This is a genomic window from Aggregatibacter sp. Marseille-P9115, from assembly GCF_920939465.1.
In the GTDB taxonomy this organism is placed as follows: domain Bacteria; phylum Pseudomonadota; class Gammaproteobacteria; order Enterobacterales; family Pasteurellaceae; genus Aggregatibacter; species Aggregatibacter segnis_B.
Window position 1 is genome coordinate 1,411,272 of sequence record NZ_OV100759.1, and the last position, 24,715, is coordinate 1,435,986.

The following is a 24,715-nucleotide window of genomic DNA, read 5'->3' on the forward strand; positions in this document are numbered from 1 at the left end:
AATCGAATAAAAAAGAAAGTAATGTTCAAATATTTGATCAAGATAACAGTTTTTAGGTAGAAATTTTCATAGAATAGGGGCAGTTTTTATTTTTAACACAAAGAGGTAATCTATGACTGACTTAAGTAAAGTTATTAAAGAACTTGAAGCTCTTGGTATTCATGATGTCAAAGAGGTTGTTTATAACCCAAGTTATGAACAATTATTTGAAGAAGAAACTAAACCAGGCTTGGAAGGTTTTGAAAAAGGTACGTTGACCACAACCGGCGCCGTGGCTGTTGATACCGGCATCTTTACCGGTCGTTCGCCTAAAGATAAATATATTGTGTTGGATGACACCACAAAAGACACCGTTTGGTGGAATTCCGATGCAGCGAAAAACGATAACAAACCAATGACCCAAGAAACTTGGGCGAGCTTGAAAGGCATTGTGACTAAACAACTTTCCGGTAAACGCCTATTTGTGGTTGATGGTTTCTGTGGTGCTAGCGAACAAGACCGTATTGCGGTACGTATCGTGACAGAAGTAGCATGGCAAGCACATTTCGTGAAAAACATGTTTATTCGTCCGACAGAAGCTGAATTAAAAGATTTCAAACCAGGTTTCGTGGTGATGAACGGTTCTAAATGCACCAACCCGAACTGGAAAGAACAAGGTTTGAACTCTGAGAACTTCGTTGCATTTAACTTGACTGAACGTGTTCAATTAATCGGTGGTACTTGGTACGGCGGTGAAATGAAGAAAGGTATGTTCTCCATGATGAACTACTTCCTACCGCTTAAAGGTGTTGGTGCAATGCACTGTTCCGCTAATGTAGGTAAAGATGGCGATGTAGCGGTATTCTTCGGCTTATCCGGTACCGGTAAAACTACCCTTTCTACCGATCCGAAACGTGAATTAATCGGTGACGATGAACACGGTTGGGATGATGTGGGTATCTTCAACTTTGAAGGTGGTTGCTACGCGAAAACCATTCACCTTTCTGAAGAAAACGAACCGGACATTTATCGCGCAATCCGTCGTGATGCGTTATTAGAAAACGTGGTTGTGCGTGCAGATGGTTCTGTTGACTTTGATGACGGTTCCAAAACAGAAAACACTCGTGTGTCTTATCCGATTTATCACATTGATAACATCGTTAAACCGGTTTCCCGTGCAGGCCACGCAACGAAAGTAATTTTCTTAACCGCAGACGCATTCGGCGTGTTGCCGCCGGTTTCTAAATTAACTCCGGAACAAACTAAGTACTACTTCTTATCAGGCTTTACTGCAAAATTAGCGGGTACAGAACGTGGTATCACCGAACCAACCCCAACTTTCTCAGCTTGTTTTGGCGCTGCGTTCTTAACTTTACACCCAACTCAATATGCGGAAGTGTTAGTGAAACGTATGCAAGCGGTAGGTGCGGAAGCTTACTTAGTGAACACCGGTTGGAACGGTACAGGTAAACGTATCTCTATTAAAGATACTCGTGGTATTATCGACGCGATCTTAGATGGTTCTATCGAAAAAGCTGAAATGGGCGAATTACCAATCTTCAATTTGGCAATTCCTAACGCTTTACCAGGTGTTGACCCAGCTATCTTAGATCCGCGTGACACTTACGCAGACAAAGCACAATGGGAAGCAAAAGCGAAAGATCTTGCTGGTCGTTTCGTGAAGAACTTCGAAAAATATGCAACAAATGCTGAAGGTAAAGCATTGATTGCTGCAGGTCCTAAAGCGTAATCTGACGAAAGAATAAAAATCCCCGCTATTATCCGCGGGGATTTTTTTATGGAAGAGTAAATCAATTAACGAGCTGATAAGGATAATCCCAATGTCTGCAAGAAACGATGTTCTAATGCGAGATCGTTTTTCACTAATGGGTTATGTTGTAGATAATCCGTTTCAAATGTTAAGTGCCAATCTACCAAAGTGCGGTCAGTTTTTAATGTGATTTTTTGAGGTTTTTCTGTCGCTTGACGGCCTCGATTGAGAATAATTGCTAAGCGTAAAATGCGAATTAATGCCAGCACATCTTGCTCGTGATAACGAGAAAATTTAAACATCTCTGGCAATTTGAAATTCCCTAAGTGATAACGCGCCAAAGTTGACAGCAAACGATGTTGTTCGTTGTCGTAGCCCGGCAACTCAGTATTGTATAAAATATATGCAGAGTGTTTTTGTAGATTTTTGTGATTGATGACAATCCCCACTTCATGTAAACGCGCAGCCCACAAGAGAACGTCTTTCATTTCAGCAACCATTTCTCGGTTTTGCCAATGTTGGTATTGCTCAAATAGTAACGATGCACTCTGATATACCCGTTCGCCCTGTGCTTGGTCAATATTAAATTGTTCCATTAAACCGAGTGCGGTGCGTTCACGAATATTATTGACTTGGAAGTTTTGCTCCAAGCTATACATTACCCCTTCTCGCAGCGCACCATCGGAATAACGCATTTTCTCAATTTGAAAGTTTTCAAAAACTGCACTTAAAATGGCCAAGCCCGGCACAAAAACGTCAGCGCGATCATGATTTAGTCCGTTAAATTGGATTTGATCAAAGTGGCTAAATTGCAGTGTTTGTTGAATCAGTTGGTTTAAACGTTCAGCCGTAATGGTGCCATTCGGATCAATGTTTTCACAAATAACTTGATGGACGGTTTTAATTGTGCCGGAGGAGCCGAGCACGGATTGCCAACCCAAATTACGGTATTCCCAAGCGAGATCTTCAATCTTGTTTAAAGCGCTTTGCTTTGCCAGACGAAAATTTTCTTCATTGATTTGACCGTGAGGAAAAAATTGTTTTGCAAAACTCACACAGCCCATGTGGCGGCTTTCGTAAATTAATGGTGTAAAGTTATCACCGATGATCATTTCTGTTGAACCACCACCAATGTCGATAACAAATTTTCGACCAATTTCTGGCTGTGTATGGCAAACGCCGGCGTAGATGGTTTTCGCTTCCGTTTTACCGCTGATAATGTGAATAGGATAAGGGAAGACTTTTGCCGCTTGACGTAGAAATTCTTCATTGTTTACAGCACGGCGTAAGGTATATGTGCCGACGACATTGACGTTGTCGGCTGGAAACCCCTGTAAGCGCTCTGCAAATAACGCCAAACAGTTGACACCACGTTCAATCGCGGCTGGACTTAGAACTTGGTTTTCATCTAACCCCTCGGCAAGCTGTACTTTTTGCTTAAGACGGGAAAGCACTTGTAGTGTGCCGTTTACAATGCGGGCAATAATCATGTGAAAGCTATTAGAGCCGAGATCAATGGCAGCAATTTCACGCACTTCGCCGCGTCGCGCATGCAGTTCATTGGCTTTACTGAGTAAGTTTTCGTTATTCATAGATTAAAATTCAAACTGGTAGAGTAAATCAAAGGCTTGATTAACGCCTGACACCGATTGTACATAAAGTTGTGGTAACAAGCGATAACGCAAGGTCACTTCAGCTAAGCCATCGAACAAACCCACACCGTATTTGACTTGTAAACGTGGTGTGATATTGCCGCTCACTACCACTTTAGAACTGTCACCGACGCCTTGTGTGCCGAGATTCAGATCTTTAATTCCGAAGGCTTTTCCAATGCCGCCTACAACATTCCCAGTCTTAGCTAACCCCATACCTAATAGAGCCGCCCCCACAGAGCCACTTGAAGATGCATCGCCACTGTTTTCTAAAGAACGTCCGGTGAGAATGTAGGCTAAAGCTTGATCCTGTGGCATGCCGGGCTCGGAGAAAACAGTAATGCTTGGTGAGCCGGCTAATCCAGTGACTTTCACGCCGGCAGTGACGCTATTGTCCTCCATCGCTTCTGGGTTGCGAATGGCTTCAATATTTAAGAATGGTTGGGAAGGCTGCCCGACAAAACTGATTAAGCCTTTGCGAATAATCAAATCCTGCCCAAAGGAGGCGTAACGCCCATTTTTAAGATTAACTTCGCCGTATAAACCTAGGTTTCCCTTTTCTTGTCTTACGCTAAGCAAGCCATGCAAATAGGTTTTGAGCCCATAAGCCTTTAAGCTGACATCATCCCCAATATGAATTTTCAGATCAGATTTTACCGCCATGCCGCTTCGTGTTTCTGCTGGAATATTTTTTGGCAATGTTCTTTTTGTCTTTCCGTCTAAAATGACTTCATCACCACTGACTTCAATGGCGCTCTCCGGCAAGTTTTCAATGGCGATTCGCGCTTTGGGGATCTCAATATTTCCCGATAATTCTAAGAGTTTTGGCGAGGCACTGATTTCAATATTGGGACTAATCGTCAATTTCGCCATTGATGGGATGTCCACTTTAAATTTCTCTGCTTGCGCGTTCAAGCGGGTGCGCCATTCATTGATATTCTTCCAATGGGCTTCACCGCTGAGATTTAAGCGACTGTCATCTGTTTGTACAAACCCTTTTAGCGTAGAGTTGGTACCGGCAAAATGTAACGCTAATTCGCTATTTTTAATATCGAAAGGTAATGCCCGAATTTTTGCGTTCAGTTGTTTAAGTAGAATATCGCCGTTCAGTGTTGGTGCGCTTAGGTTTCCACCTAATGTGAGATTGGCTTTGAGTTCTCCACTGACTTTTTCATCGTTTGCTAAAAGTTGGTTAACAATTGCAGGATTAAGATGAGGAATCGTAAAAGTACCACTCAGTTTACGAGTGTTAACAATATCCTGTAATTTTAAATCGGCATTGATTTTGCCTTGTTCCTGAACATGAACCTCTGTTTTTAAGGCAAGATCGTTATTTGCTAAATTGGCATTTAGCACGACTTTTGGCATATCTAATTTAAACGTACGGTAATCCAATTTTTTTGCCAAAGATAAGGCATTACCGTTGATTTGTATCTCAGCTGATAGTGGTGTCTGTGTTGACCAGGCTACTTTCCCTTTGCTATTCAGCTGACCTTTCAATAAGTCGTTTTCAAGTATTTTATTGATGAATGCCAAATCAAAGCGTTTGATTTCAAAAGGTATTTCACCATTAGTGCCGACATTAAAGGTTTGCGGAAAACAAAGATCTATGTTGCTGTGCATCCAGCAATGGGCGGCAATGGTGCTTTGGGTGCTTTTATTGTCGTATGTGACAGCCACGCTTTTGTTCGTTTGGATGTGGCCAAACTCCGTTTTTAGCATAAGTTGGCTAATCGTGCCTTGCCATTGTTGTAAAGTGCGGTCGAAATTTCCGATGATATTCATGTTGGCAGCAATGGGATTCCCTTCTGAAATTAGCTGCAAACTGTGTTTTTGTTCATCTCCAGAAGCAGAGAGTTGGAGACTATTTATCTTGATGTCATTGTAATGAAAGCCATTAAGATGGGCATTAAGTTGACCTTGAATGCGTTGTTCCGTATTTAGCTGCCCCTTAATGCTGGCTTGGGTAAGTTCTATGTCGCGGAAATGAAACTGTTTTGCGGTTAAATCCACAACAAGATTTGGGTGCATAATGTTGCCGGTTATGGCGCTCTTGCCATTAATAGAGGCGGATAAACCGGTCAATAAACCGCTTAAATTCGGTGCATTAATATCAAGAGTAAAATCGGAAACGGAACCAAGCTTGCCTTGTGCGTTGATTTTGTTGTCGCCGTAAGTAAACGTGAGCTGTGGTACATTAAGTAATGGCTGTTCTGCCATATGTAAATTGCCGGTTAGGCTCAATGGACGTTGCAACAGTGAGCCTTGCAGATCTATATCTGAAACCGAAATTTGTTGCTTGTCTTGAGTGATTTTTCCTTGTGAATTTAAGCTGCCGGAAATGATTGCCGGAAAATCAGCTAAGTAGGCACCAAGCGCCATCTTTGCCAATGCTAAATGCCCGTTCCATTCCACACCATCACGCCAATTGAGGTTGCCTGTTAAATCTGCTGTTCCATTTGATATATTGAGTTTAAGTTGATGGATTTCTATGCCGGATAAATGTGAGATGGCTTGTAATGCTAAATCACTGTTTGGTATTCCCATACCACTGACCGCACTTTTAAGTTGTATTTGTGCGGTAGCTAAGTTGCCGTCTAGGGTGAAATTGAAATCCTGGATTTTTAACGGATCTTTGTTATTAAAAGGGTATTGTGCTTGAGGCACAGTCAAGTTCACTTGAAGTGGAAGGTTGGGTTCAGCAGCCTGAATTTGAGCATTCAGTTGTGATTCCAACGCGCCTTGGGTTTGCCAAGAAAGTGCGGTCTGTTTTTTTAATGCGCCTGAAAGATGGATTTCCGCTTGGCTTGCAGGCAAAACGAGGTCGTTATTTTGACGTATGTCATTAATTTTAGCGAAGGCATCAAATTGCAATGGGAAATCTTGTTGAAAAGCCACTTGCCCATTTGCTTGTAACTGACCAAGTGAGCTTTGCACATCAAATTTAGCTAGTTTGATAATATCATCAGTTGCGCTTGCTTGAAGTTCTGCAGAAGAAATGAGGATATCTTGCTCGACAGTATTTTTTCCACTGAGACTTTGATATCGCCAGTTTTTGCCTTGCACGCCTTGAATGTGTATTGCAAAAGGCAGTTCAACTTGCTGCAATTCACTAAGCAGCGGTTTACGGAGAGACTGTTCCAACTCTTCCCATTGAATTGGTGTGGAAGTTTCAGTCTTTTTAGGCGTATCGGTGTTTTTTGTGGTTGAGGTTAAATCGTGAATAAAACTGAAATTCTCAATTTGTGTCGGCGCTAATGTTAATCCATTGGCGTTATTTAAACTTGCCGCTGTATGGAATGTACCTAAACTGATGTTATTTTTATCAAGAGATAATGAGAAATCGTTAACGGCTAATCGATTGATTTGCACTGAGATAGGTAGGTACACATGTTTCATGTTCCCGTTGCTGTTCTTTTTAGGGGCAGAGGGTGGCAGCAAGGTGGTGTCAATCAGAATGGATGGTTGTGTCAGGGTGATATCATCAATGCACACGTCTAAATGCCATAAACAGCTTAATTGCAGCTGCAGATGCGCTTCCTCAATATGGGCATCCACACCTTCTGTCTGAAAGCGAAGATGTTTTAATGTTAATCCTTCTTTTAAATTGCCTTGTGCTTGTTCAATGGAAAGAGCATCGAGCCCTGCATCTGCCCAGTGGAGGAGTTTGTGCTGACCACTTTCTGTTGAAAGGAGGGCGAAGAGGGCAAAAATAGGTAAAAAAATGACCGCACTTACGAGGCATAAAATCCATCGCCAAAGGCGTTTTGGCGCTTTTGGTTTTGCCGTTTGAGCCGCTTTTTCTATTTGTTCTGTCATGAAGTAATCCGTTTTATGTTGCTATATTTCACTACCCAGCCCGATATAAAACTGAATGTTTTTACTCTTGTCTTTGTCTTTTATCGGGGTGGCAACATCAAATTTAATGGCGCCTACCGGAGAGGCCCAGCGCAATCCAAAGCCCGCACCATAGCGTAATTCATCAGGTTTAAAGCTATTTGCCGCTAGACCGGTATCAGCAAAAGTAGCTAGCCACCAGTCGGGATAAGCCTGATATTGGTATTCAATTGTTCCTGTCGCTAAACGGGAGCCGCCGACTAATTTGCCATTTCGATCTTTTGGCGAGATTTTTTTATAACCATAACCACGTACGCTGCGATCGCCGCCGGCAAAGAAACGTAATGAGGGTGGAATTCGGTGAATATCTGCAGTGTTGAGTACGCCAATTTCTAGACGAGTAAGAAAACGGTGATTTTGCCCATAGGTTCTGACCCAAGCGGTGGACGCTTGAATTTTCCAGAAATTGACATCAGAAATTCCCAATTTACGACCAAAATCGAAGGTAATACGTTGTGAATCACCCCAATCAGGAAAGGCGCCACCGCGTAAACGGGTACGGGTTAAAGAAGTGGTTGGATAAAGTAGTAGTGTTTTGTCTGATATATTCGCTTGGGTAAAGGCATCGTGGCGCAAGCGTAAACCCAAGGCATACTGCCATCCGGTAGGATGGTTCCAATAGCGTAGTGCGGCAAGAGTCGATGAGGTTGTTTTGGTATCGTTCTTATTTTCACGTTCAAAACCGCCGGAATATTCATAGTAATAATTCAGCGGATTTTTCAGTAGGGGAATTTTATAGGTCAGTTCGAGCGTTTGCTCCGGTGAGGAAAAATAGAGATTACTTCTGACACTATGCCCGCGATCATTGATCCAAGGTTTCGTCCAACTCCATTGAAAGCGAGGTCCAACATCAGTGGAATAACCGAGTCCGAGGTTCATAATATTTTTTTTTCGCGGGTAGAGCAGCACATCCACATCCACTAATTTCTTTTTATCGTCTAAGTGCGGTTGCAATAGCACTGAGCTGAACCAGTTTGAGGAGGAATAATTGTTGGTTAAGGTAGAAAAATCACTCATTAAATAGGGTTCATTTGAGTGAATGTTGAGCATGTTGCGTAAATATTCTTCTCGAATTTGCGCGTGTAAGAAATGAATTTTCCCATAGTGGTAGCGTTTTTTGCTATCGAAGGTGAGATTCCACCAAGCTTCGCGCGTGGATTTCATCACTTCTAAACGGGATTGTTCAAATTCTGCATCAAAATAACCGCGAAATAGCGCGAGTTGTTGCAGTTGGTTTTTATAATCTTCGTAAGTTTCGTGATTGAGTATGGTGCCGGTTTTGGGAACCTGTTTTTCCAGTTGCATGAATTCCGGATCTTGTTTGGCCTCCCCTTTAATCACGATGTCTGTGGCAGCGATTTTTACCGGTTCGCCTACGGTAATGTGAGCGATTAATAGCGGCTTGTTCTTGGTTCGCGGTTTTAATTCAAATTGAATCTGGTGATCATAATAGCCTAAAGCACGCAGACCTTTATCAACGGCTTTGCTGACAATATCTTGATAACGTTCAGAGCCGTCTGCCTCTTCTTTATCGATGGCATTGAGGTGAATCTGGATATTGTTTTTCAAAGCATCGTTTTTTACCCCATCAATTTGTAAATCAACGAGATGTTCGGCGTAGGCTGAGGAATGCCAAAATAAGCATGAAAATACAAGTGCGTAGAAACGTTGGCTCGCTTTTTTATTGAACAATTGCTTCATATAACTCCCACATTAAACTTTGGTAGTTTACTCGTTAGGTTTTTTCCCTGCAATGCTTAGCCTATACAAAGTGCGGTGGATTCTTTCGATATTTTTAAGAAAAGGGGACGAGTAAATTGATAATAAAAAAATAGCCGACAATGCTGTCGGCTATTTCTTGTGAAATTATACGGTTTAGCCGTTTTTATGCTCAAAATAAAGCACTGTTGCGGCAACACGTGAGTGAACGTTAAGTTTACGTAGCAAATTACGAATGTGCACTTTGACGGTTTCTTCTGAAATAAACAATTGACCGGCAATTTGTTTATTGGAAAGACCGGTTGCCACTAAACGCAGTACGTCAATTTCACGATCGGTAAGAGAGTCAATAGGGCTTTGCGAAGATTGATGCTCTAATAAGAGATTTTTAATGGAATCACTGAGGATAACTTCACCTTGAGCGATGCGTTTTAGTTGAGAAAGCAATGTGTCGGGTTCGGTATCTTTTAATAAATACCCGTCCGCACCGGCATTAATTAAGGTAAAAATGTCGTTTTTAGCATCAGACACGGTCAAAATGACAATACGTGCATCAACATCTTCTGCTCTCAATGCTTTAAGCGTATCTAAACCGGATAGTCCTTTCATATTCAGATCTAAAATAATGAGATCCGGTGAGGTTTGTAGCGCTAAATTAATCCCTTCAGAACCATTGCCTGCACCGCCAACAACCTCAAAACCTTCTTCTAATTCAACAAGTTGTTGTATGCCGCGGCGCATTAACGGATGGTCATCAATAATTAAAACTTTTAATTTGTCATTCATGTTACACCTCAAGACAAAGCCAAACGGCTATGGAAAGGAACAATCGTTATTCCTTCTTCTGTCATTAATAATTGGTAGAATTGTGGATAATTAAAATCGCGTTGTACGATTTTATACGGATTCTCATTTTCATCCAAGCCTGAGAGTTGATAAATTCGATTTATCTCATGAATTTTTTTCTCTTTTGTCCCATCGCAGTTGCGGTAAATCTCAAGGCGATTCAGTTCATCTAAAATATAAACGTTAAAACTACCGTTTGGATTATCTTCAAAGAAGAATTGCAGGAAACCTTCCGTTGCAAATCGATCGATTTCTCGTGGATACTTTTGATGCTTCGTTGGAACCGGATCCGTTGCCGCTGCTTTTTTATTAAGTGCGGTGTCAAATTGATGTGTTTTTGTGACCCGCCCGTGATGAATTTCTTGCAAACTAATACCGCGTTCTTCAAAGAAAAATTGCCAGTTTTTTCCCGCTACTCGCAATAAATTGTTTTTCGGCGGTTCGGTGACCCCGAGTTGGATGCTGATACATTTATTAATGAGTGTCGTGACGATGCGGCGTAAGGCATGTCGATAGTAACGGCTATAACAAAAAACTTGTACAAATTTCGGTGATGGCGCACCACGATAAATTTTGTTGGAAAGCACTTTTAACGCCAATAAAATCGCATTCGCTCCTTCAAAATGTAGCGTTCTGACCTCATTCCATACATTACGGTAGGTTAAGTCAATGCTGCCGACCAAGCTTTCTTCATTCGGACCAAAGCTAAACAAATCACTGGCTTGGATGGTGGGCTTGATATCCTTCAACTGTTGTGTCGGATCTTGAGTTAAATTGATAATCACGGCAAGACTACGGATTTCGCAAGGATGACTGAGATCAGAATTGCTTGCAAAAGTCGTTTCAATCGGAAACGTTAAACGAAGATCGGTAACAAATTGGCGCAACGTTTTTAATTCGACGTTATCGCTGGAAATAAATAATTGCGTATTGGCGGTTAATAAACGATTGAAATAGGCCCAAGCCACAAGCTTATTCAAGCTTTCGTTGTATTCAATATAACGAGGATGACAACAACCTTCTACATCTGGTGTTTGATTGATGACATACCAACCGTCTTTAAAATGTCGATTATGTTTGACTTCAATAAACGTCAATGCCGGTTCTGATAAATCCACCGCCAGTTGTGGGTTGAGCAAGGTCACTTTACCTGGCAATTCTTCAAAAGCAGCGTACAGTTTACGTGTCAGCACACTCATATCTTGCGGCATGATGCTGGCATTTACTTGGTGTTTACGTGCAAAATGGACTAAGTTGCGATAGCTCAACATGAGGAATTTAATCAAACTATTATGTATTTTCATGGTTTGTTTGATTTTCCAATGTCGGCGATTATTGAGGCACTCTAATTGACCGCATTTCCATCCCCATTGTTGAGCCAGTTTGAACAGTTCATCCAAACGCCAGTTCGTTTCCCCTGGGGCTACTTCGTTTTCGTGTACTTTGATATAAAAACAGCAACGCACAAAGTCCAACCGTTTAAATTCTTTTTGACGAGTTAAATAATCGGTTACCCGCTGCAACATGGCTAAATAAGCATCAAATTGGTGTTCAACGTTCACATCACCATTTAGTAAGGCTTGCTTAAATTCGCGAGAAATCAAGAAGGTGTTTGGGTAATCCCAAGAATAAGCTTCGAGTAATAAAATTTTGAGCAGCGATTTATACGGATAATCAATGCCTTTATAAAGCTGCCACAAGCTTGCGCCAAAATATTCGTTTGCTGAGAACGAGCCTAAACCACCAAAATCGACCCAATCGTTTAAATCCAGCTGCCCTTCTTGAGTTAAACGCTCAATTTCCGCTTCATAATTTTCTTCATTTTCAACCAATAAATGTAGCCACAACAAAGGTTTGCCGGCAAGACGTATGGCGGAACGATAAAACTCATCTAGCAATAGCATATATTGTGTTGAACCACAATTTTCACCGTCCATCAGTTCGGTATAACGGAAACAACGGAAACGCTTTTGATCCATTAAGTAGAAGTTAATTTCTACTAGAAAGCGTTTTGCCCATTGTTGAATCGCATTGGTTTTTTGTTGTAACAGCTCGAGCGCGCTTTGGCTTAGATCTTCCCGATGACAAATCCAGATATCCAAATCAGAAGATGGTGTTTGGGCGATGGAAGCAATACTGCCCATCACATATACGCCTAGAATTGCTTCTTGCTCAAAAGTGCGGTGGTTTTTTTGAATGTTTTTTCTTTGTTCTTCAGAAAGTGTTCTAGCAAGGTAATCTTGTTGAAAACCACTGAGAGAAAAACGTGCAATCCCGGTTGGCGCGTTCGCAACATAGCCAGGAAGATCCGGATGGTTAAAATGAAGTAATAAAGGAATGAGTTTAAAGACAAGTTGAAAGGATTCAGTCGTGTCGGATAAAGCGCGATCAATGCGTAATTTATCTAGAAAGTCCACGCGTTTTTTGGCTTCATTGAGATCAAACTTCAATTCGTATCCTAACTTTTTTACAACAGTCATACTTGGCTGGTGGGTACTCTATCACCAGTACTTCAGGAAAGCAAAAAAATTAAATGGAAACTGACAATACGGGCTAACAATGGTAGGATAAAGCACATAAGATCACTTTCATATCTCGTTATTATGTTTAAAAAAACTTTAAAAATTGCCACTCGTCAAAGCCCATTAGCATTGTGGCAGGCAAACTTTGTGAAAGCGCGTTTACAGCAACTGTATCCCGATTTATCTATCGAGTTGGTGACGATGGTCACTAAAGGCGATGTGATTTTAGATTCGCCGTTGGCGAAAATCGGCGGTAAAGGTTTGTTTGTGAAAGAATTGGAAAATGCATTGTTGAATAATGAAGCGGACATCGCTGTGCATTCTATGAAAGACGTGCCGATGCAATTTCCTGAGGGGCTAGGTTTATCCGTCATTTGTAAGCGTGAAGATCCGCGTGATGCATTCGTTTCAAATACTTACCGCACTTTAGCCGAGTTGCCTCCAGGAGCCATCGTCGGTACATCCAGTTTGCGTCGTCAGTGTCAGCTAAAAGCCTTACGTCCGGATTTGGAAATTCGCTCTTTGCGAGGCAATGTGGGGACGCGTTTGAGCAAACTGGACAACGGTGATTTTGATGCGATTATTTTGGCTTCTGCCGGTTTAATCCGTTTGGGATTGGCAGATCGAATTACTTCTTTTATTGAGGTAGAACAGTCACTTCCTGCTGCCGGGCAAGGCGCCGTAGGGATTGAATGCCGTACGAATGACGAACAGGTGAAACAATTATTAGCACCGTTGGCTGATGTCGAAACGACTTATTGTGTGTTGGCGGAACGCGCCATGAATAATCGCCTACAAGGCGGTTGCCAAGTGCCTATTGGTGGTTATGCCGTGTTGAGTGAGAGCATGTTGTACTTGCGAGCCTTGGTGGGGAGTGTTGACGGTTCAACGATTATTCGTGCGGAAGGTCAAAGTGCGGTAGAAAATGCTGAGGTTTTGGGCGTGCAAATTGCCGAGCAACTTTTGGCACAAGGTGCTGACAAGATTTTGCAAAATATTTACGCATAAGAGTTGAATATGGCTGTTTTGGTGACACGCCCGGATGAACGAGGTGAGCAACTGGTTGAGATGTTGGTGAAAGCCGGCATTGTTGCGTTGCATTTACCCCTATTTCAGATTACTCGCGGGGCGGAGCTGAATGAATTGCCTGCAAAATTAGCGAGGCTGAAACCTGACGATTATGTCTTTGCTGTTTCTAAAAATGCGGTAGATTTTGCGGATAAAGCTATTAAAAACACCGGTTTCAAGTGGCGTGATGACTTATCCTATTTTGCCGTCGGGAAAAGTACGGCTCAGTATTTTGCTGCCATGACAGAAATGGCTGTTCACTATCCGACTACGCAAGAAAATAGTGAAGGATTATTGCAGTTATCCATGATGCAGGATTTGTCTGAGAAAACGGTATTAATTTTGCGCGGCAATGGTGGTCGCGAGTTTTTTGCCGAACAGGCACAACAACGTGGCGGTAGTATTGAAATTGTCGAATGTTATCGACGTGAACCTCTCGTTTATAATCAAGCGGAGCAAACCAGCTTGTGCAAACGAGCAGGCGTACAAACGATAGTCGTGACCAGTGCTGAAATACTTACCCAATTAGTGGATTTTGTTCCGCAAAGCGAACATAATTGGCTAAAAAGTTGTCACCTTATTACAATCAGTGAGCGTATTGCCCATTTGGCGCAAGCGTTAGATTGGCAACAAGTGACGGTTTGTCCGTGTTCAGACAATAGAACGTTATTACAAACCTTATTACAATGTCGTTAAACCACATTTTTTCTTTATAGGTAAATATTATGGCTAACAAGAAATCTCACCCGTCGAAACGGAATGCAGAAGTGGAACAGAAAATTGATGTCAGTGAAGATCTTGATTTAGCGACACAAGATGAGGCATTAACTGAACAAATTGAGGCTCCAATAGAGGATAAAGTAAACACTATGCAACAAGAACACAATGAAAAGACGATCTCTTCGGCACAGCAATCTGCTGCAGCGGAAACTGTTGCTAACGCTTCCACAACGAAAGAAACACCTGTAAAAGAAACGGTAGTTGTAAAAAAAGGCGGTTCTGCATTAGGTTTGTTAGCAATTTTAATTGCGCTAGGTTTGGGTGGCGCGGGCTATTATTTTGGTCAGTTACAGGTTGAGGAAATACAACAAAAATTGACCGCACTTTCAGGGAAAGTACAACAGTCAGTGCCGGCAGTAATAGCTGAAGGGCAAAATTTTGAAGCTGAAAGAGCACAGCTTCAGCAACTTATTGTATTTTCTCAAGCCGCTAGTGAGCAAATAGGTGCGTTACATCAGGAAGTTGCCGTTAAAGAACAAAGCTTATCAGCGTTGAAACAAGAAGTGCAACGCTTGGCGAACCAAGCAAAAGCAGAGCAACCCAATGATTGGTTGCTTACCGAGGCAGACTTCTTACTTAATAATGCGTTGCGTAAATTGGTGTTAGATAATGACGTGGACACTAGCATCGCGTTGTTAAAAGTAGCCGATGAAACTTTATCGAAAGTTGCGTTGCCAGAGGTAGCTTCGGTACGTAACGCCATTCACGCAGATTTGAAAAACTTATTATCGCTTAATAACGTAGACCAAAACGCCATCATGCAGGATTTATCGGAGCTTGCGAATAATGTTGACGAATTAACGGTGTTAAACGTGAATTTTGATGAAGATCCGAACAACGATAAATTGACGGATTCTTTGGATGATTGGAAAGAAAATGCAGAAAAAAGTGCGGTGAGTTTTTTAAATCATTTTATTCGTGTGACCCCAAAGAAAGCGAATGACAAAGCGTTGTTAGCGCCAAATCAAGATATTTATTTACGTGAGAATATTCGTTTACGTTTACAAATTGCAATTTTATCTGTGCCACGCCAACAAGACGATTTATACAAACAATCTTTGCAAACTGTGGCTTCTTGGATTCGGACGTATTTTGATACCAATACCGATGTGGCGCAAAACTTCTTGAAGAATTTGGATGAATTAGCGGAACAATCAATTTACGTGGATGTGCCGACTCAGTTAAGTGGGTTAAATGCCTTAGATAAATTGTTGAATAAGCCAACACAAGAAGTGCAAAAAATCACGCTTTCTGTGGATAAAGAACTCGAGTCGCACGGTAATTCGGGAACTGAGCCAACAGGAAAAGAAAATGAGGCTGCCATCGCGCCGGCGAATGAAACAAAGCCGGAAGTTAATCAAGGACAACAACAATAGGAGAAATAGATTATGTTACGAGTGCTATTTTTAATGTTGTTGTTACTGGCTAGCTTAATTGCCGGGCCGTATTTAGCGGGTAAGCAAGGCTATGTGCGAATTGAAACGGCAAGTCATATCGTCGAAATGTCCATTACCACTTTAGTGATCTTCTTTGTGCTCGCTTTAGCCTTGGTGTACAGCATTGAAGTCGTCATTAGCCGTTTTTTCCGTTTAAGCAACAACACATACAGCTGGTTTTCTCGTCGTAAACGCACGAAAGCACAAAAGCAAACATTGGAAGGCTTAATGAGTATGGATGAAGGGGATTATTCTAAAGCGGAAAAATTGATTGGTAAAAATGCGAAGCATTCTGATGAGCCGGTGCTGAACTTCATTAAAGCAGCAGAAGCAGCACAACAGCGTGGCGATGAATTCAGTGCTAACCGTTATTTAATGGAAGCAACGGAAATTGCCGGTTCTGATAGCTTGGTTTTAGAAATTGCCCGTACCCGCATTTTATTACAACAAAATAAATTACCGGCAGCGCGCAGTTCCGTTGATAGCTTATTGTTGATGGCGAGTAAAAATAAAGAAGTGCTCAAATTAGCTGTTGAGATTTATTTAAAATCAAAAGCTTATCAGGCATTAGATAATATTTTAGACCAAATCGAAAAATCCGGCTTGTATGCCTCACAGGAATTTATTGCACTACAAACCCAAGTAGAAGATGGATTGCTCGATGAGAAAATGAACGAAGAAGGCGTCGATGGTTTGTTAGATTGGTGGGATCAACAATCTCGTAAACGCCGCAATGATGCCCGTGTGAAACTGGCGTTAATCACGCGATTAATCGATGCCAATGATCATGAGTCTGCTTATGAATTCATGTTGGAGTTAGTGAAAAAATTAGATAGTGACAATAGCCCGTTAACGCAAGAATTGTTTAAACAAATCAGTCGTTTGCAACCTGAAGATAACAGCAAATTGGTGAAATTTATCAGCAAGTGGTTAAAAGGCGCAAACACATCGGCACAATGTTGCGCGCATCGTGCACTCGGTTATTTATATGTACGTAACAATGACTTTGCTAAAGCCAATGAGGTATTTAAAGCGTTAATCGCCAATAAAGAGAAATTGGAGCCGGCGGACATTACAATGGCATCTTATGTTTTTGAGCAAGTTGGTGATAAGGCTGCAGCACAACAATTACGTGAAGACGGCTTGAAGTCTGTGATGGCAGTGGAAAATCTCAACTTATCGGAAGAAACATCAGAAAATCCGACCGCACTTTTAGCGCAAAAATAATCTCTTCAAAAAACAAAATGCCCTGATGATTCAGGGCATTTTTTTATTCTTTCTTTTTTAAGAATTTTGGGGTAATTCCATGTCATTTTCGAGCGCTGCAGTCAGTTGCTGAATCTTACGCAGAATCATATTTAAGAACACACCGTAAGCAGGGACGAACAACAGTAACCCAATGAATAATTTAAATAAATAATCGACGAAGCCGATTTCCATCCAGTGTTCCGCCATAAACGGATCGCTGCTGGCATAGAAGGCAATCGCGAAGAACAAATAAGTGTCTGCCATAGAACCAAATACCATAGAGCTGGTTGGCGCTATCCACCAAGTTTTGAGTTGGCGTAAGCGATTGAATACCAAAACATCCAAGAGTTGTCCGAAAACATAGGCGAAGAAACTCGCGACTGCAATGCGGAACACAAACATATTAAATTCGGTTAATGCTTGTAGACCTTGATATTGGGTATCTGAAAAGAGGGTTGAGACCACATAGCTGATAATTAATGCCGGAATCATTACCACGAAAATGATCCAACGTGCTTCTTTCGCACCGAAGATACGCACGGTTAAATCCGTCGCCAAGAAAATAAATGGGAAGGTAATTGCGCCCCAGGTGCTGTGGAACATAAAGTCTTCTTGTGCGCCGAAGAATGTGAGTGGCACATGAATTTCAAAAGGAAGCTGCACTAAATAGTTACTGACAGCAATGATAAAAATGTGGAAGAAACTGAGCAAAACTAATGCTCGACGTTTTTGGCGATCGCTAAAGATCGAAAATGTGTGTGTCATTTGAATACCTTTTTAGTTTAAATTGGGGTTAGGGAACCCAGAACAGATTGTGAGTCTGCAAAAATGCAGGGCGCAAATGATACTGCATCAAAAAAATAATTCAACCAGAATTAAGTATTGAAACATAATCACAATATAAAAATACCAACCAAACAGAATGCCTTGTAAATAGAATTAATTCGTATTTGCAACAATAAGTGTTATTTCGTTAGAATAAGCGCCCTATATATTACATATTTTTATCTAGGAGCATTTTATGCAAAAACAATCTATTTTCATGTTGAGTTTGCTCAGTACTGCATTATTTGTAAATAATGCAAACGCTGCAGTGGCTACACAACAGTTGGATGAAATTCGTGTTACAGCGGAAAGTCAAGTAAAACAGTCGCTTGGTGTTTCAATCGTGAGTGAAAAAGATTTAGCAAAACGTCCCGTCACCAATGATATTTCTGAGGTGTTACGAACAATGCCAGGGGTAAACTTAACTGGCAACTCAGCTACAGGGCAACGTGGAAATAAACGCCAAATTGATATTCGTGGAATGGGACCTGAAAATACGCTGATTTTAGTTGATGGAAAACCTGTGACTTCACGTAATGCGGAGCGTTATGGGGTGAGAGGAGAGCGAAATTCTCGCGGTGATAGCAACTGGATACCGATAGAGGCCATTGAGTCCGTTGAGGTGTTGCGTGGTCCGGCGGCTACACGTTATGGTTCGGGAGCAATGGGTGGTGTAGTAAATATTATTACCAAACCTGTCACCAATGATTTGCATGGGAGCGTAAGCTATTATACGAATCAACCGGAAGATAGAAAAGAAGGTGCGACGAATCGTGTAGGTTTCAATTTAAGCGGTGCACTAATTAAAGACATATTGCAATTCCGTCTATATGGTAACTGGAATAAGACCCAAGCGGACGATGTGGGCATTAATGGCGATCCGGCTATTGCAGGTCGTGAAGGCGTACGTAACAAAGATATTAACGGTCGTTTAGTGTGGAATATCAATGAGAAAAATAAATTAACCTTGGATTCTGGTTTCAGTCGCCAAGGCAATATTTACAACGGTGATACACAAAATAGCTCAGCAGGGCTTTACAATAATAAAAACTATCCTGAAACTAAAACGTTGGCAGGAAGCAAAGCTGAAACCGCTCGTTTATATCGTCAGAACTATGCTTTAACCTATGAAGGCAAATTCGATCATTTCGACAATAAAACTTATATTACTTTTGATAAAACTAAAAATAGCCGTTTACCAGAATACTTAGCAGGAGGTCCAGAGGGCAGTTATTCTAGTACATCAGCTTTTAGCGATTCTATTCTTAAAAATACGCGTTTTAGTTCAGAATTCTATATTCCGTTTACTTTCGGCGTCGAGCATATGCTGACGGTTGGTTTTGAGGGAGCGCACAGTAGCTTAGATGATGCTTCCTCTATGACACAATTGCTCGGGGGAAGACGTGTCGGCGGTAAAGTCATTTATGATCTTCCAGAAACCTTACCGAGCGGCGTACAGAATGTTCGCGGTGGGCATTCTAGTCAAAGTGAATGGGCTTTCTTTATTGAAGACAATATCTCAGCTACTAAGTCAATGGTTTTAACGCCATCGCTACGTTACGATTACAACACTTATTCAGGTTCTAATGTGAGTGGTGGGTTAAACTTCTTACAAAGCCTCAACGATGACTGGAAAATCAAAGGTGGGATTGCAAGAGCTTATAAAGCACCAAACCTTTATCAAACTAACCCCAATTATGTGTTGTTTACTTTAGGTCAGGGTTGTCCAACGAATGTACCGAATAATAAAACCTGTTATTTTCAAGGTAACAGTGATATAAAACCGGAAACCAGTTGGAATAAAGAAATTGGGATTGAATATGATAAAGACGGACTTCTTGCTTCTGTAGCTTACTTCCGTAATGACTATCGTAATAAAATCGTGTCTGATGGTGAATTTATCGGTCTAACCAACTTAGGTAACTATGTATATAAATGGGGTAATGCAAACCGCGCTGTGATTGAAGGTTTTGAAGGTAATCTGACATTACCATTAATCCAAGATAAATTATCTTGGGTTAATAATTTCACCTATATGCATAAAACCAAAAATAAAGATACCGGCAACCCGCTTTCTATCGTGCCAAAATATACATTGAATTCTAGTTTGAACTATCAAATTACAGAGGCGTTCGATACCATGTTGACCTATACGCAATACGGCAAGCAAACTTCTCGTAAGAATCCGGAGAACCGAATGGAAAATGGTAAGTTGGCAAATTCTTCTGATATCGGTAGCTATGCAGTTTGGGGATTAAGTGCTGGTTATAATTGGAAAAATACCGTGAGTGTTCGAGTTGGTGTAAGTAACTTATTTGATAAACGACTTTATCGCTCTTCAAGTAGTACCAATTATAACGCGCATACTTACAATGAACCGGGTCGTGCTTATTATGCGACGTTGAAATATACGTTTTAATTTTTTCCCTTGATAAATAAAAGTGCGGTTAAAAATGACCGCACTTTTTTCATGAAACAGATTAAAAATCAAATTATCCGTTAATCCATACTACCGACGCCATTCTTCCTGTGACATTCTCTCGGCGATAAGAAAAGAATTTGTCTGCTTCAAGATAAGTACAGTATTCGCCACCGCTGATTTGGGTAATGCCGAGAGCGTTGAGACGTTGCGTAGCGATTTGGTAAAGGTTGCCGAGGAATTTATCTTTCGCTTTCGGATCTGCGATAAAGACGGAGGTGGCTTGGGGATCTTGGGCAACAAATTGATCGATAACCTCTTGACCTACTTGGAAAGCCGTTGGACCAATAGCCGGTCCGAACCACGCTAAGATGTCTTCATGTGGGCATTCAAATTTGGCGACAGTTTGTTCTAATACACCATCGCATAATCCGCGCCAACCGGCATGGGCAGCGGCCACTTCCGTGCCCTGTTTATTGGTAAATAACACGGGCAAACAATCGGCAGTCATCACTAAACACACTTGATTCGGCTGGCTGGTATAAACCGCATCGGCATTGAAATCTTCCTCGTCATAAGGCAGGGTTAATACGCGCGTGCTATGAGTTTGGTTTAAGAACAACGGCATTTGTGGTAAATGGAATTTTTCTACCAATAAAGTGCGGTTGATTTTCACGGCGTTTTTATCGTCCCCTACATGATCACCCAAATTAAAACTGTCATAAGGCGCAAGGCTCACACCGCCATGGCGAAGCGTGGTAAACGCTTTCACGTTTTGAGGGGCTTTCCAGTTCGGTTTAATGGCTTGCATATTAATAATCCAATTCGTCTTTGTGGAGAACATAATCCGCTTTTAAAGCGGTCACTAATTCCACAAAGTCGTCCGGCAACGGTGCGTACCATTCCATCATTTCGCCGCTAATCGGGTGTTGTAAACGTAACATCACAGCATGTAGTGCCTGACGCTTAAAATTGCGTAACACCGCCATGAGTTCTTCGCTGGCATTTTTGGGGGGACGCGGACGACCACCATAGGTTTGATCGCCTAATAACGGGTGGGCGATATGTGCCATGTGCACACGGATTTGGTGAGTTCTGCCGGTTTCTAAACGCAAACGCAAGCGCGTGTAATCGCGGAAACGTTCCATAATGCGATAGTGGGTAACGGCGGGTTTGCCCATCGGATGCACGGCCATATGAGTACGTTTGGTTGGGTGGCGCGCCATGGGCTCATCTACGGTGCCGCCTTTGGTCATGATGCCGCAGGCAACAGCTTCATATTCGCGGGTGATTTTGCGTTTTTGCAAATCACGCACCAGCTGCGTTTGCGCGGGAATGGTTTTGGCGACGACCATCAAGCCCGTGGTGTCTTTATCTAAACGATGTACAATGCCTGCGCGCGGCACTTCGGCAATTTGTGGGTAATGGTAAAGTAGCGCATTGAGAACGGTGCCTTTAGGATTGCCTGCACCGGGGTGAACCACAAGATCTTTGGGTTTGTTGATAACGAGAATGTCCTCGTCTTCATAAACGATATTTAACGGAATAGCTTCCGGCTCAAAGCGGGTTTCATCTTCAATTTCTACGGTAATCTCAATTTGTTCGTCACCGTAAACTTTGGTACGCGGCACATTTTGCACAGCGCCATTGACCAACACCAAATCCTCCTCAATCCATGTTTTTAAGCGGGAGCGGGAATAGTCGGGGAACAATTCCGCCAAGGTTTGGTCTAAGCGCTGTCCCATTTGTTGTGGTTGCACGGTTGCCGAGAGAGTAATTTGTGCCATAAATAAAAAATCCGTTAATCAAGTTTGCTTATTTAGCAATGTTCTATACAATATCGGGCAATTGTAACTCATTTCTCATTTTTCGTAAAAATAAGGATTCTATTCAATGCGTAAACTTAAATCCTTTGCATTACTTACCGCGCTGGCGTTGGCGGTGACCGCATGTTCAAGCTCTAAACAAGATGTAGAACAAGCACCGGAACAAACTTTATACAGCACAGGACAAACCTATTTGCAGGACGGTGATTATTCTCAGGCAATCCGTTATTTAAATGCGGTGAGTAGTCGTTTTCCGGGGAGTTCTTATAGCGAACAAGTACAATTAAATTTGATTTATGCCTATTATAAAACGCAGGACTACTCCGAAACCTTAGTCACTATTGACCGTTTTATTCAACGTTTCCCAAACAGTAGTCATTTAGATTATGCCCTTTATATGGCGGGTTTAACTAATTCTGCATTGGGTGATAATTTCTTCCAAGATTTCTTTGGTGTGGATCGCGCAACCCGTGAAAATACATCCATTAAAACGGCCTTTGCTAACTTCCAAAATTTAGTGCAGCATTTCCCGAATAGTCCTTATACGCCAGATGCCTTGGCGCGTATGACTTATATTAAAGCGAGTCTTGCTCGTCATGAGTTAGCGATTGCGAAGTTTTATTTTAAACGCGATGCTTATGTGGCAACAGCAAATCGTGTGGTTTCTATGTTGAAATTGTATCCGGATACACAAGCGACTTTGGATGCATTACCGTTGATGAAAGCATCTTATGAAAAGATGAACTTGACTCACTTAGCAGATCAAACCGCAAAAATTATTGCAGCTAATGAAGGCAAAAAATTTGATGAGCCGGAAAAACCAAAAGAACCGGAATTAAAAGCGCCACAATAATCCATAAAAAAACCTCCGAATTTTCGGAGGTTTTTTTATCCCGCTAAAATGTGTTCTAAGGGAATATCCCAGCTTTCGATTGGGAGTGTTTCTACTTGTTGGCATTGATGTGCTAAACCTACTGTGATGAAACGGCGTTGTGAGTTTTGTAACGTACGATCGTAAAATCCTCCCCCCATGCCTAGACGGTTTCCCTGCTTATCAAAGGCGACCAATGGCGTGAAGATCACATCCAATTGCTCAAGTGGAATTACATTTTGTACATTTAAGTGCGGTTCAAAAATGCCGAATTTATTGGCTTTCATCGGTGTATCGGGTAAATAGCGTAAAAATAATAAATGACCACGAACAAAAGGATGCAGTACCGGCAAATAAATATGTTTTCCTTGTTGCCAAAGTTGGTTAATAAGCGGTTGTGTTGAAATTTCTCCGTCAAAGGCAAGATAGAGCGCAATGTTTTTCGCCTGTTGTTGTTCGATAAGTTTTAGCGCCTGCTCAGTAATATGTTGCGCAGCTTGCTGCTGTTGAAGTGCGGTTAGTTTTTGCCGAGTTTCTCGCATTTGCTGACGAAGTTGTTGACGAATAGAGACTGTTGAGGGAAATGGGCACATAGTTGTTGTTTGAGAGGACCCGAGGTGCCGTTGTGGATGGTCGGTCCTTGAACCCGACGGTTCAAGGGAATTAGTTGAAATCATTTTTAGGCTTCTTAGCAGAGCTAAGCCTGCACACCAATGACAGGAAACCAATTCATAAGATTAAAAGTATCGGCTCAGGGACGTAACCCACTGGCGAACACCTCAGGAATTTCTTTTATTTAATACTACTCGAAATTAGGTTTAATGACTAGCACTAATTCTTTTTCTCAGATGACATTTAGTTATCTGAAATTATTAGGAATTGAGCTTTTGTGCCCCGATATTTTCAAGGGAATGATCGAGCGGACGTAAAATTCTGTTTTTTAGCACATCTTCAATGAGATGCGTTTTTTGTTGCTCTTGCATGAGTTCAAAGCTTAAATTGAGGGCGACAATGGAAAGGACCTTTTCAACTTGTAACATGCCGGTGCGCTCTTTCATTTCTAAGACGCGTTGATCTAATTCGCGGGCAGCGTTGCGTAAAGCTTCATGTTGTTCTTCCGGACAATTTAAACGTAATACCTGCCCCAAGACGGAAATTTCAATACTTTTTGATGACATTTTAGCCTCAAATTCCTTAATCAAAACTGCCCGTATTATGCCATAGGCAAAAAAACTTGCCAATTTCTAAACTGGTTGCCTGCAGTGTAGAATGATAAACTAAGCGCAATTTCAACAAGGATAATTTCAATGACAACAATTTCTTATCAAAACCTGAATCAACAACTTCAACAAGCCTCTATTCCACTTTCTGCCGCCGAATTACACGGCTTTTTGAGCGGCCTAATTTGCGGAGGGATTCAAGATCAAAGTTGGCAGCCGTTGCTCTATCAATTTACCAATGATAACCACGCCTATCCAACTACACTTTTAACGCAAATTACCGACATTTATCAACAAGTTCATCGCCAATTGGCGGATAATGAAGCGTTTGACTTTGAGCTTTGTTTGCCCGATACAGAAAATGTGTTTGAACAGGCGGATGGCTTAGCGGAATGGTCGAATCACTTTTTGCTCGGTTTAGGCTTGGCACAACCGCATTTGGATAAAGAAAAAGGCGACATCGGCGAAGCGGTGGACGATTTACATGATATTTGTCAGTTAGGTTACGAAGAAGACGATGATCCCGAGGAACTGGCACAAGCGGTGGAAGAGATCGTAGAATATGTACGCACCATCGCCACCTTGTTTTTTACCCATTTCACCAAACAAGAAGACAAACAGCCAACGTTACACTAA

At 41.7% G+C, this 24,715-nt stretch carries 18 protein-coding genes and 1 other RNA gene; 8 read left to right on the forward strand and 11 right to left on the reverse strand.

The window, feature by feature from the left end; genetic code table 11:
* The first annotated feature begins 112 nt into the window (after positions 1-112).
* Positions 113-1,729 carry a phosphoenolpyruvate carboxykinase (ATP) gene (gene pckA / locus LQ983_RS06815; protein ID WP_230622127.1) on the forward strand — a complete coding sequence of 539 codons (1,617 nt, stop codon included), beginning with the start codon at positions 113-115 and terminating at the stop codon, positions 1,727-1,729.
* 65 nt (positions 1,730-1,794) lie between these two features.
* Here the strand turns inward: pckA and ppx are convergent, their stop codons facing one another.
* The 5 genes from ppx to LQ983_RS06840 form a co-directional block, all read right to left on the reverse strand.
* The gene (gene ppx, locus LQ983_RS06820; protein WP_230622128.1) at positions 1,795-3,342 is read right to left on the reverse strand and encodes an exopolyphosphatase; all 1,548 of its coding nucleotides are present in this window, start codon (positions 3,340-3,342) and stop codon (positions 1,795-1,797) included.
* Between the two features lie 3 nt (positions 3,343-3,345).
* The gene (locus tag LQ983_RS06825; protein WP_230622129.1) at positions 3,346-7,221 is read right to left on the reverse strand and encodes a translocation/assembly module TamB domain-containing protein; all 3,876 of its coding nucleotides are present in this window, start codon (positions 7,219-7,221) and stop codon (positions 3,346-3,348) included.
* A 21-nt stretch (positions 7,222-7,242) separates the two neighbouring features.
* Positions 7,243-9,000 (reverse strand): autotransporter assembly complex family protein, encoded by a 1,758-nt coding sequence (locus LQ983_RS06830; RefSeq protein WP_230622130.1) that lies wholly within the window; start codon positions 8,998-9,000, stop codon positions 7,243-7,245.
* Positions 9,001-9,174: 174 nt separating this feature from the next.
* A complete protein-coding gene (narL, locus tag LQ983_RS06835; protein WP_230622131.1) occupies positions 9,175-9,804 on the reverse strand; it encodes a two-component system response regulator NarL in 630 nt (209 codons plus the stop codon).
* A gap of 8 nt (positions 9,805-9,812) precedes the next feature.
* Entirely contained in the window at positions 9,813-12,314 is a 2,502-nt protein-coding gene (locus LQ983_RS06840; protein WP_230622132.1) for a class I adenylate cyclase, read from the reverse strand.
* A gap of 153 nt (positions 12,315-12,467) precedes the next feature.
* Between LQ983_RS06840 and hemC the strand changes: the two genes are divergently transcribed.
* From hemC to LQ983_RS06860, 4 genes are read left to right on the forward strand one after another with little or no spacing between them, the layout of a single operon-like run.
* Positions 12,468-13,394 (forward strand): hydroxymethylbilane synthase, encoded by a 927-nt coding sequence (hemC, locus tag LQ983_RS06845; RefSeq protein WP_230622133.1) that lies wholly within the window; start codon positions 12,468-12,470, stop codon positions 13,392-13,394.
* Between the two features lie 9 nt (positions 13,395-13,403).
* Positions 13,404-14,150, forward strand: a complete 747-nt coding sequence (locus LQ983_RS06850; protein ID WP_230622134.1) for a uroporphyrinogen-III synthase — start codon at positions 13,404-13,406, stop codon at positions 14,148-14,150.
* Between the two features lie 29 nt (positions 14,151-14,179).
* Positions 14,180-15,610: a uroporphyrinogen-III C-methyltransferase gene (locus LQ983_RS06855; RefSeq protein ID WP_230622135.1), complete on the forward strand. Its 1,431-nt coding sequence runs from the start codon at positions 14,180-14,182 to the stop codon at positions 15,608-15,610.
* 12 nt (positions 15,611-15,622) lie between these two features.
* Entirely contained in the window at positions 15,623-16,897 is a 1,275-nt protein-coding gene (locus tag LQ983_RS06860; protein WP_230622136.1) for a heme biosynthesis protein HemY, read from the forward strand.
* Positions 16,898-16,954: 57 nt separating this feature from the next.
* On the opposite strand, the gene LQ983_RS06865 is transcribed toward LQ983_RS06860, so the two are convergent.
* Positions 16,955-17,683: a 7-cyano-7-deazaguanine/7-aminomethyl-7-deazaguanine transporter gene (locus LQ983_RS06865; RefSeq protein WP_230622137.1), complete on the reverse strand. Its 729-nt coding sequence runs from the start codon at positions 17,681-17,683 to the stop codon at positions 16,955-16,957.
* 256 nt (positions 17,684-17,939) lie between these two features.
* Here LQ983_RS06865 and LQ983_RS06870 point away from each other — a divergent pair, with 256 nt between their 5' ends.
* Positions 17,940-20,162: a FepA family TonB-dependent siderophore receptor gene (locus LQ983_RS06870; protein ID WP_230622138.1), complete on the forward strand. Its 2,223-nt coding sequence runs from the start codon at positions 17,940-17,942 to the stop codon at positions 20,160-20,162.
* Positions 20,163-20,235: 73 nt separating this feature from the next.
* Here the strand turns inward: LQ983_RS06870 and pgeF are convergent, their stop codons facing one another.
* Together pgeF and rluD are read right to left on the reverse strand one after the other, a co-directional pair.
* Positions 20,236-20,973 carry a peptidoglycan editing factor PgeF gene (pgeF, locus tag LQ983_RS06875; RefSeq protein WP_230622139.1) on the reverse strand — a complete coding sequence of 246 codons (738 nt, stop codon included), beginning with the start codon at positions 20,971-20,973 and terminating at the stop codon, positions 20,236-20,238.
* 1 nt (position 20,974) lies between these two features.
* Positions 20,975-21,949 carry a 23S rRNA pseudouridine(1911/1915/1917) synthase RluD gene (gene rluD, locus LQ983_RS06880; protein WP_230622140.1) on the reverse strand — a complete coding sequence of 325 codons (975 nt, stop codon included), beginning with the start codon at positions 21,947-21,949 and terminating at the stop codon, positions 20,975-20,977.
* 106 nt (positions 21,950-22,055) lie between these two features.
* On the opposite strand from rluD, the gene LQ983_RS06885 reads away from it, so the two are divergent.
* Positions 22,056-22,841 carry an outer membrane protein assembly factor BamD gene (locus LQ983_RS06885; RefSeq protein ID WP_109433006.1) on the forward strand — a complete coding sequence of 262 codons (786 nt, stop codon included), beginning with the start codon at positions 22,056-22,058 and terminating at the stop codon, positions 22,839-22,841.
* Between the two features lie 35 nt (positions 22,842-22,876).
* On the opposite strand, the gene LQ983_RS06890 is transcribed toward LQ983_RS06885, so the two are convergent.
* The 3 genes from LQ983_RS06890 to LQ983_RS06900 all read right to left on the reverse strand — a co-directional run bounded on the left by LQ983_RS06890 (position 22,877) and on the right by LQ983_RS06900 (position 24,037).
* Positions 22,877-23,452, reverse strand: coding sequence for a 5-formyltetrahydrofolate cyclo-ligase (locus LQ983_RS06890; protein WP_111296704.1), 576 nt, complete (start codon positions 23,450-23,452; stop codon positions 22,877-22,879).
* A gap of 12 nt (positions 23,453-23,464) precedes the next feature.
* Positions 23,465-23,648: non-coding RNA, 6S RNA (gene ssrS / locus LQ983_RS06895), on the reverse strand.
* Positions 23,649-23,731: 83 nt separating this feature from the next.
* On the reverse strand, positions 23,732-24,037 hold the full coding sequence (locus LQ983_RS06900) for a cell division protein ZapA (protein WP_032997987.1): 306 nt from the start codon (positions 24,035-24,037) through the stop codon (positions 23,732-23,734).
* 129 nt (positions 24,038-24,166) lie between these two features.
* On the opposite strand from LQ983_RS06900, the gene LQ983_RS06905 reads away from it, so the two are divergent.
* Positions 24,167-24,715, forward strand: coding sequence for a YecA family protein (locus LQ983_RS06905; protein WP_230622141.1), 549 nt, complete (start codon positions 24,167-24,169; stop codon positions 24,713-24,715).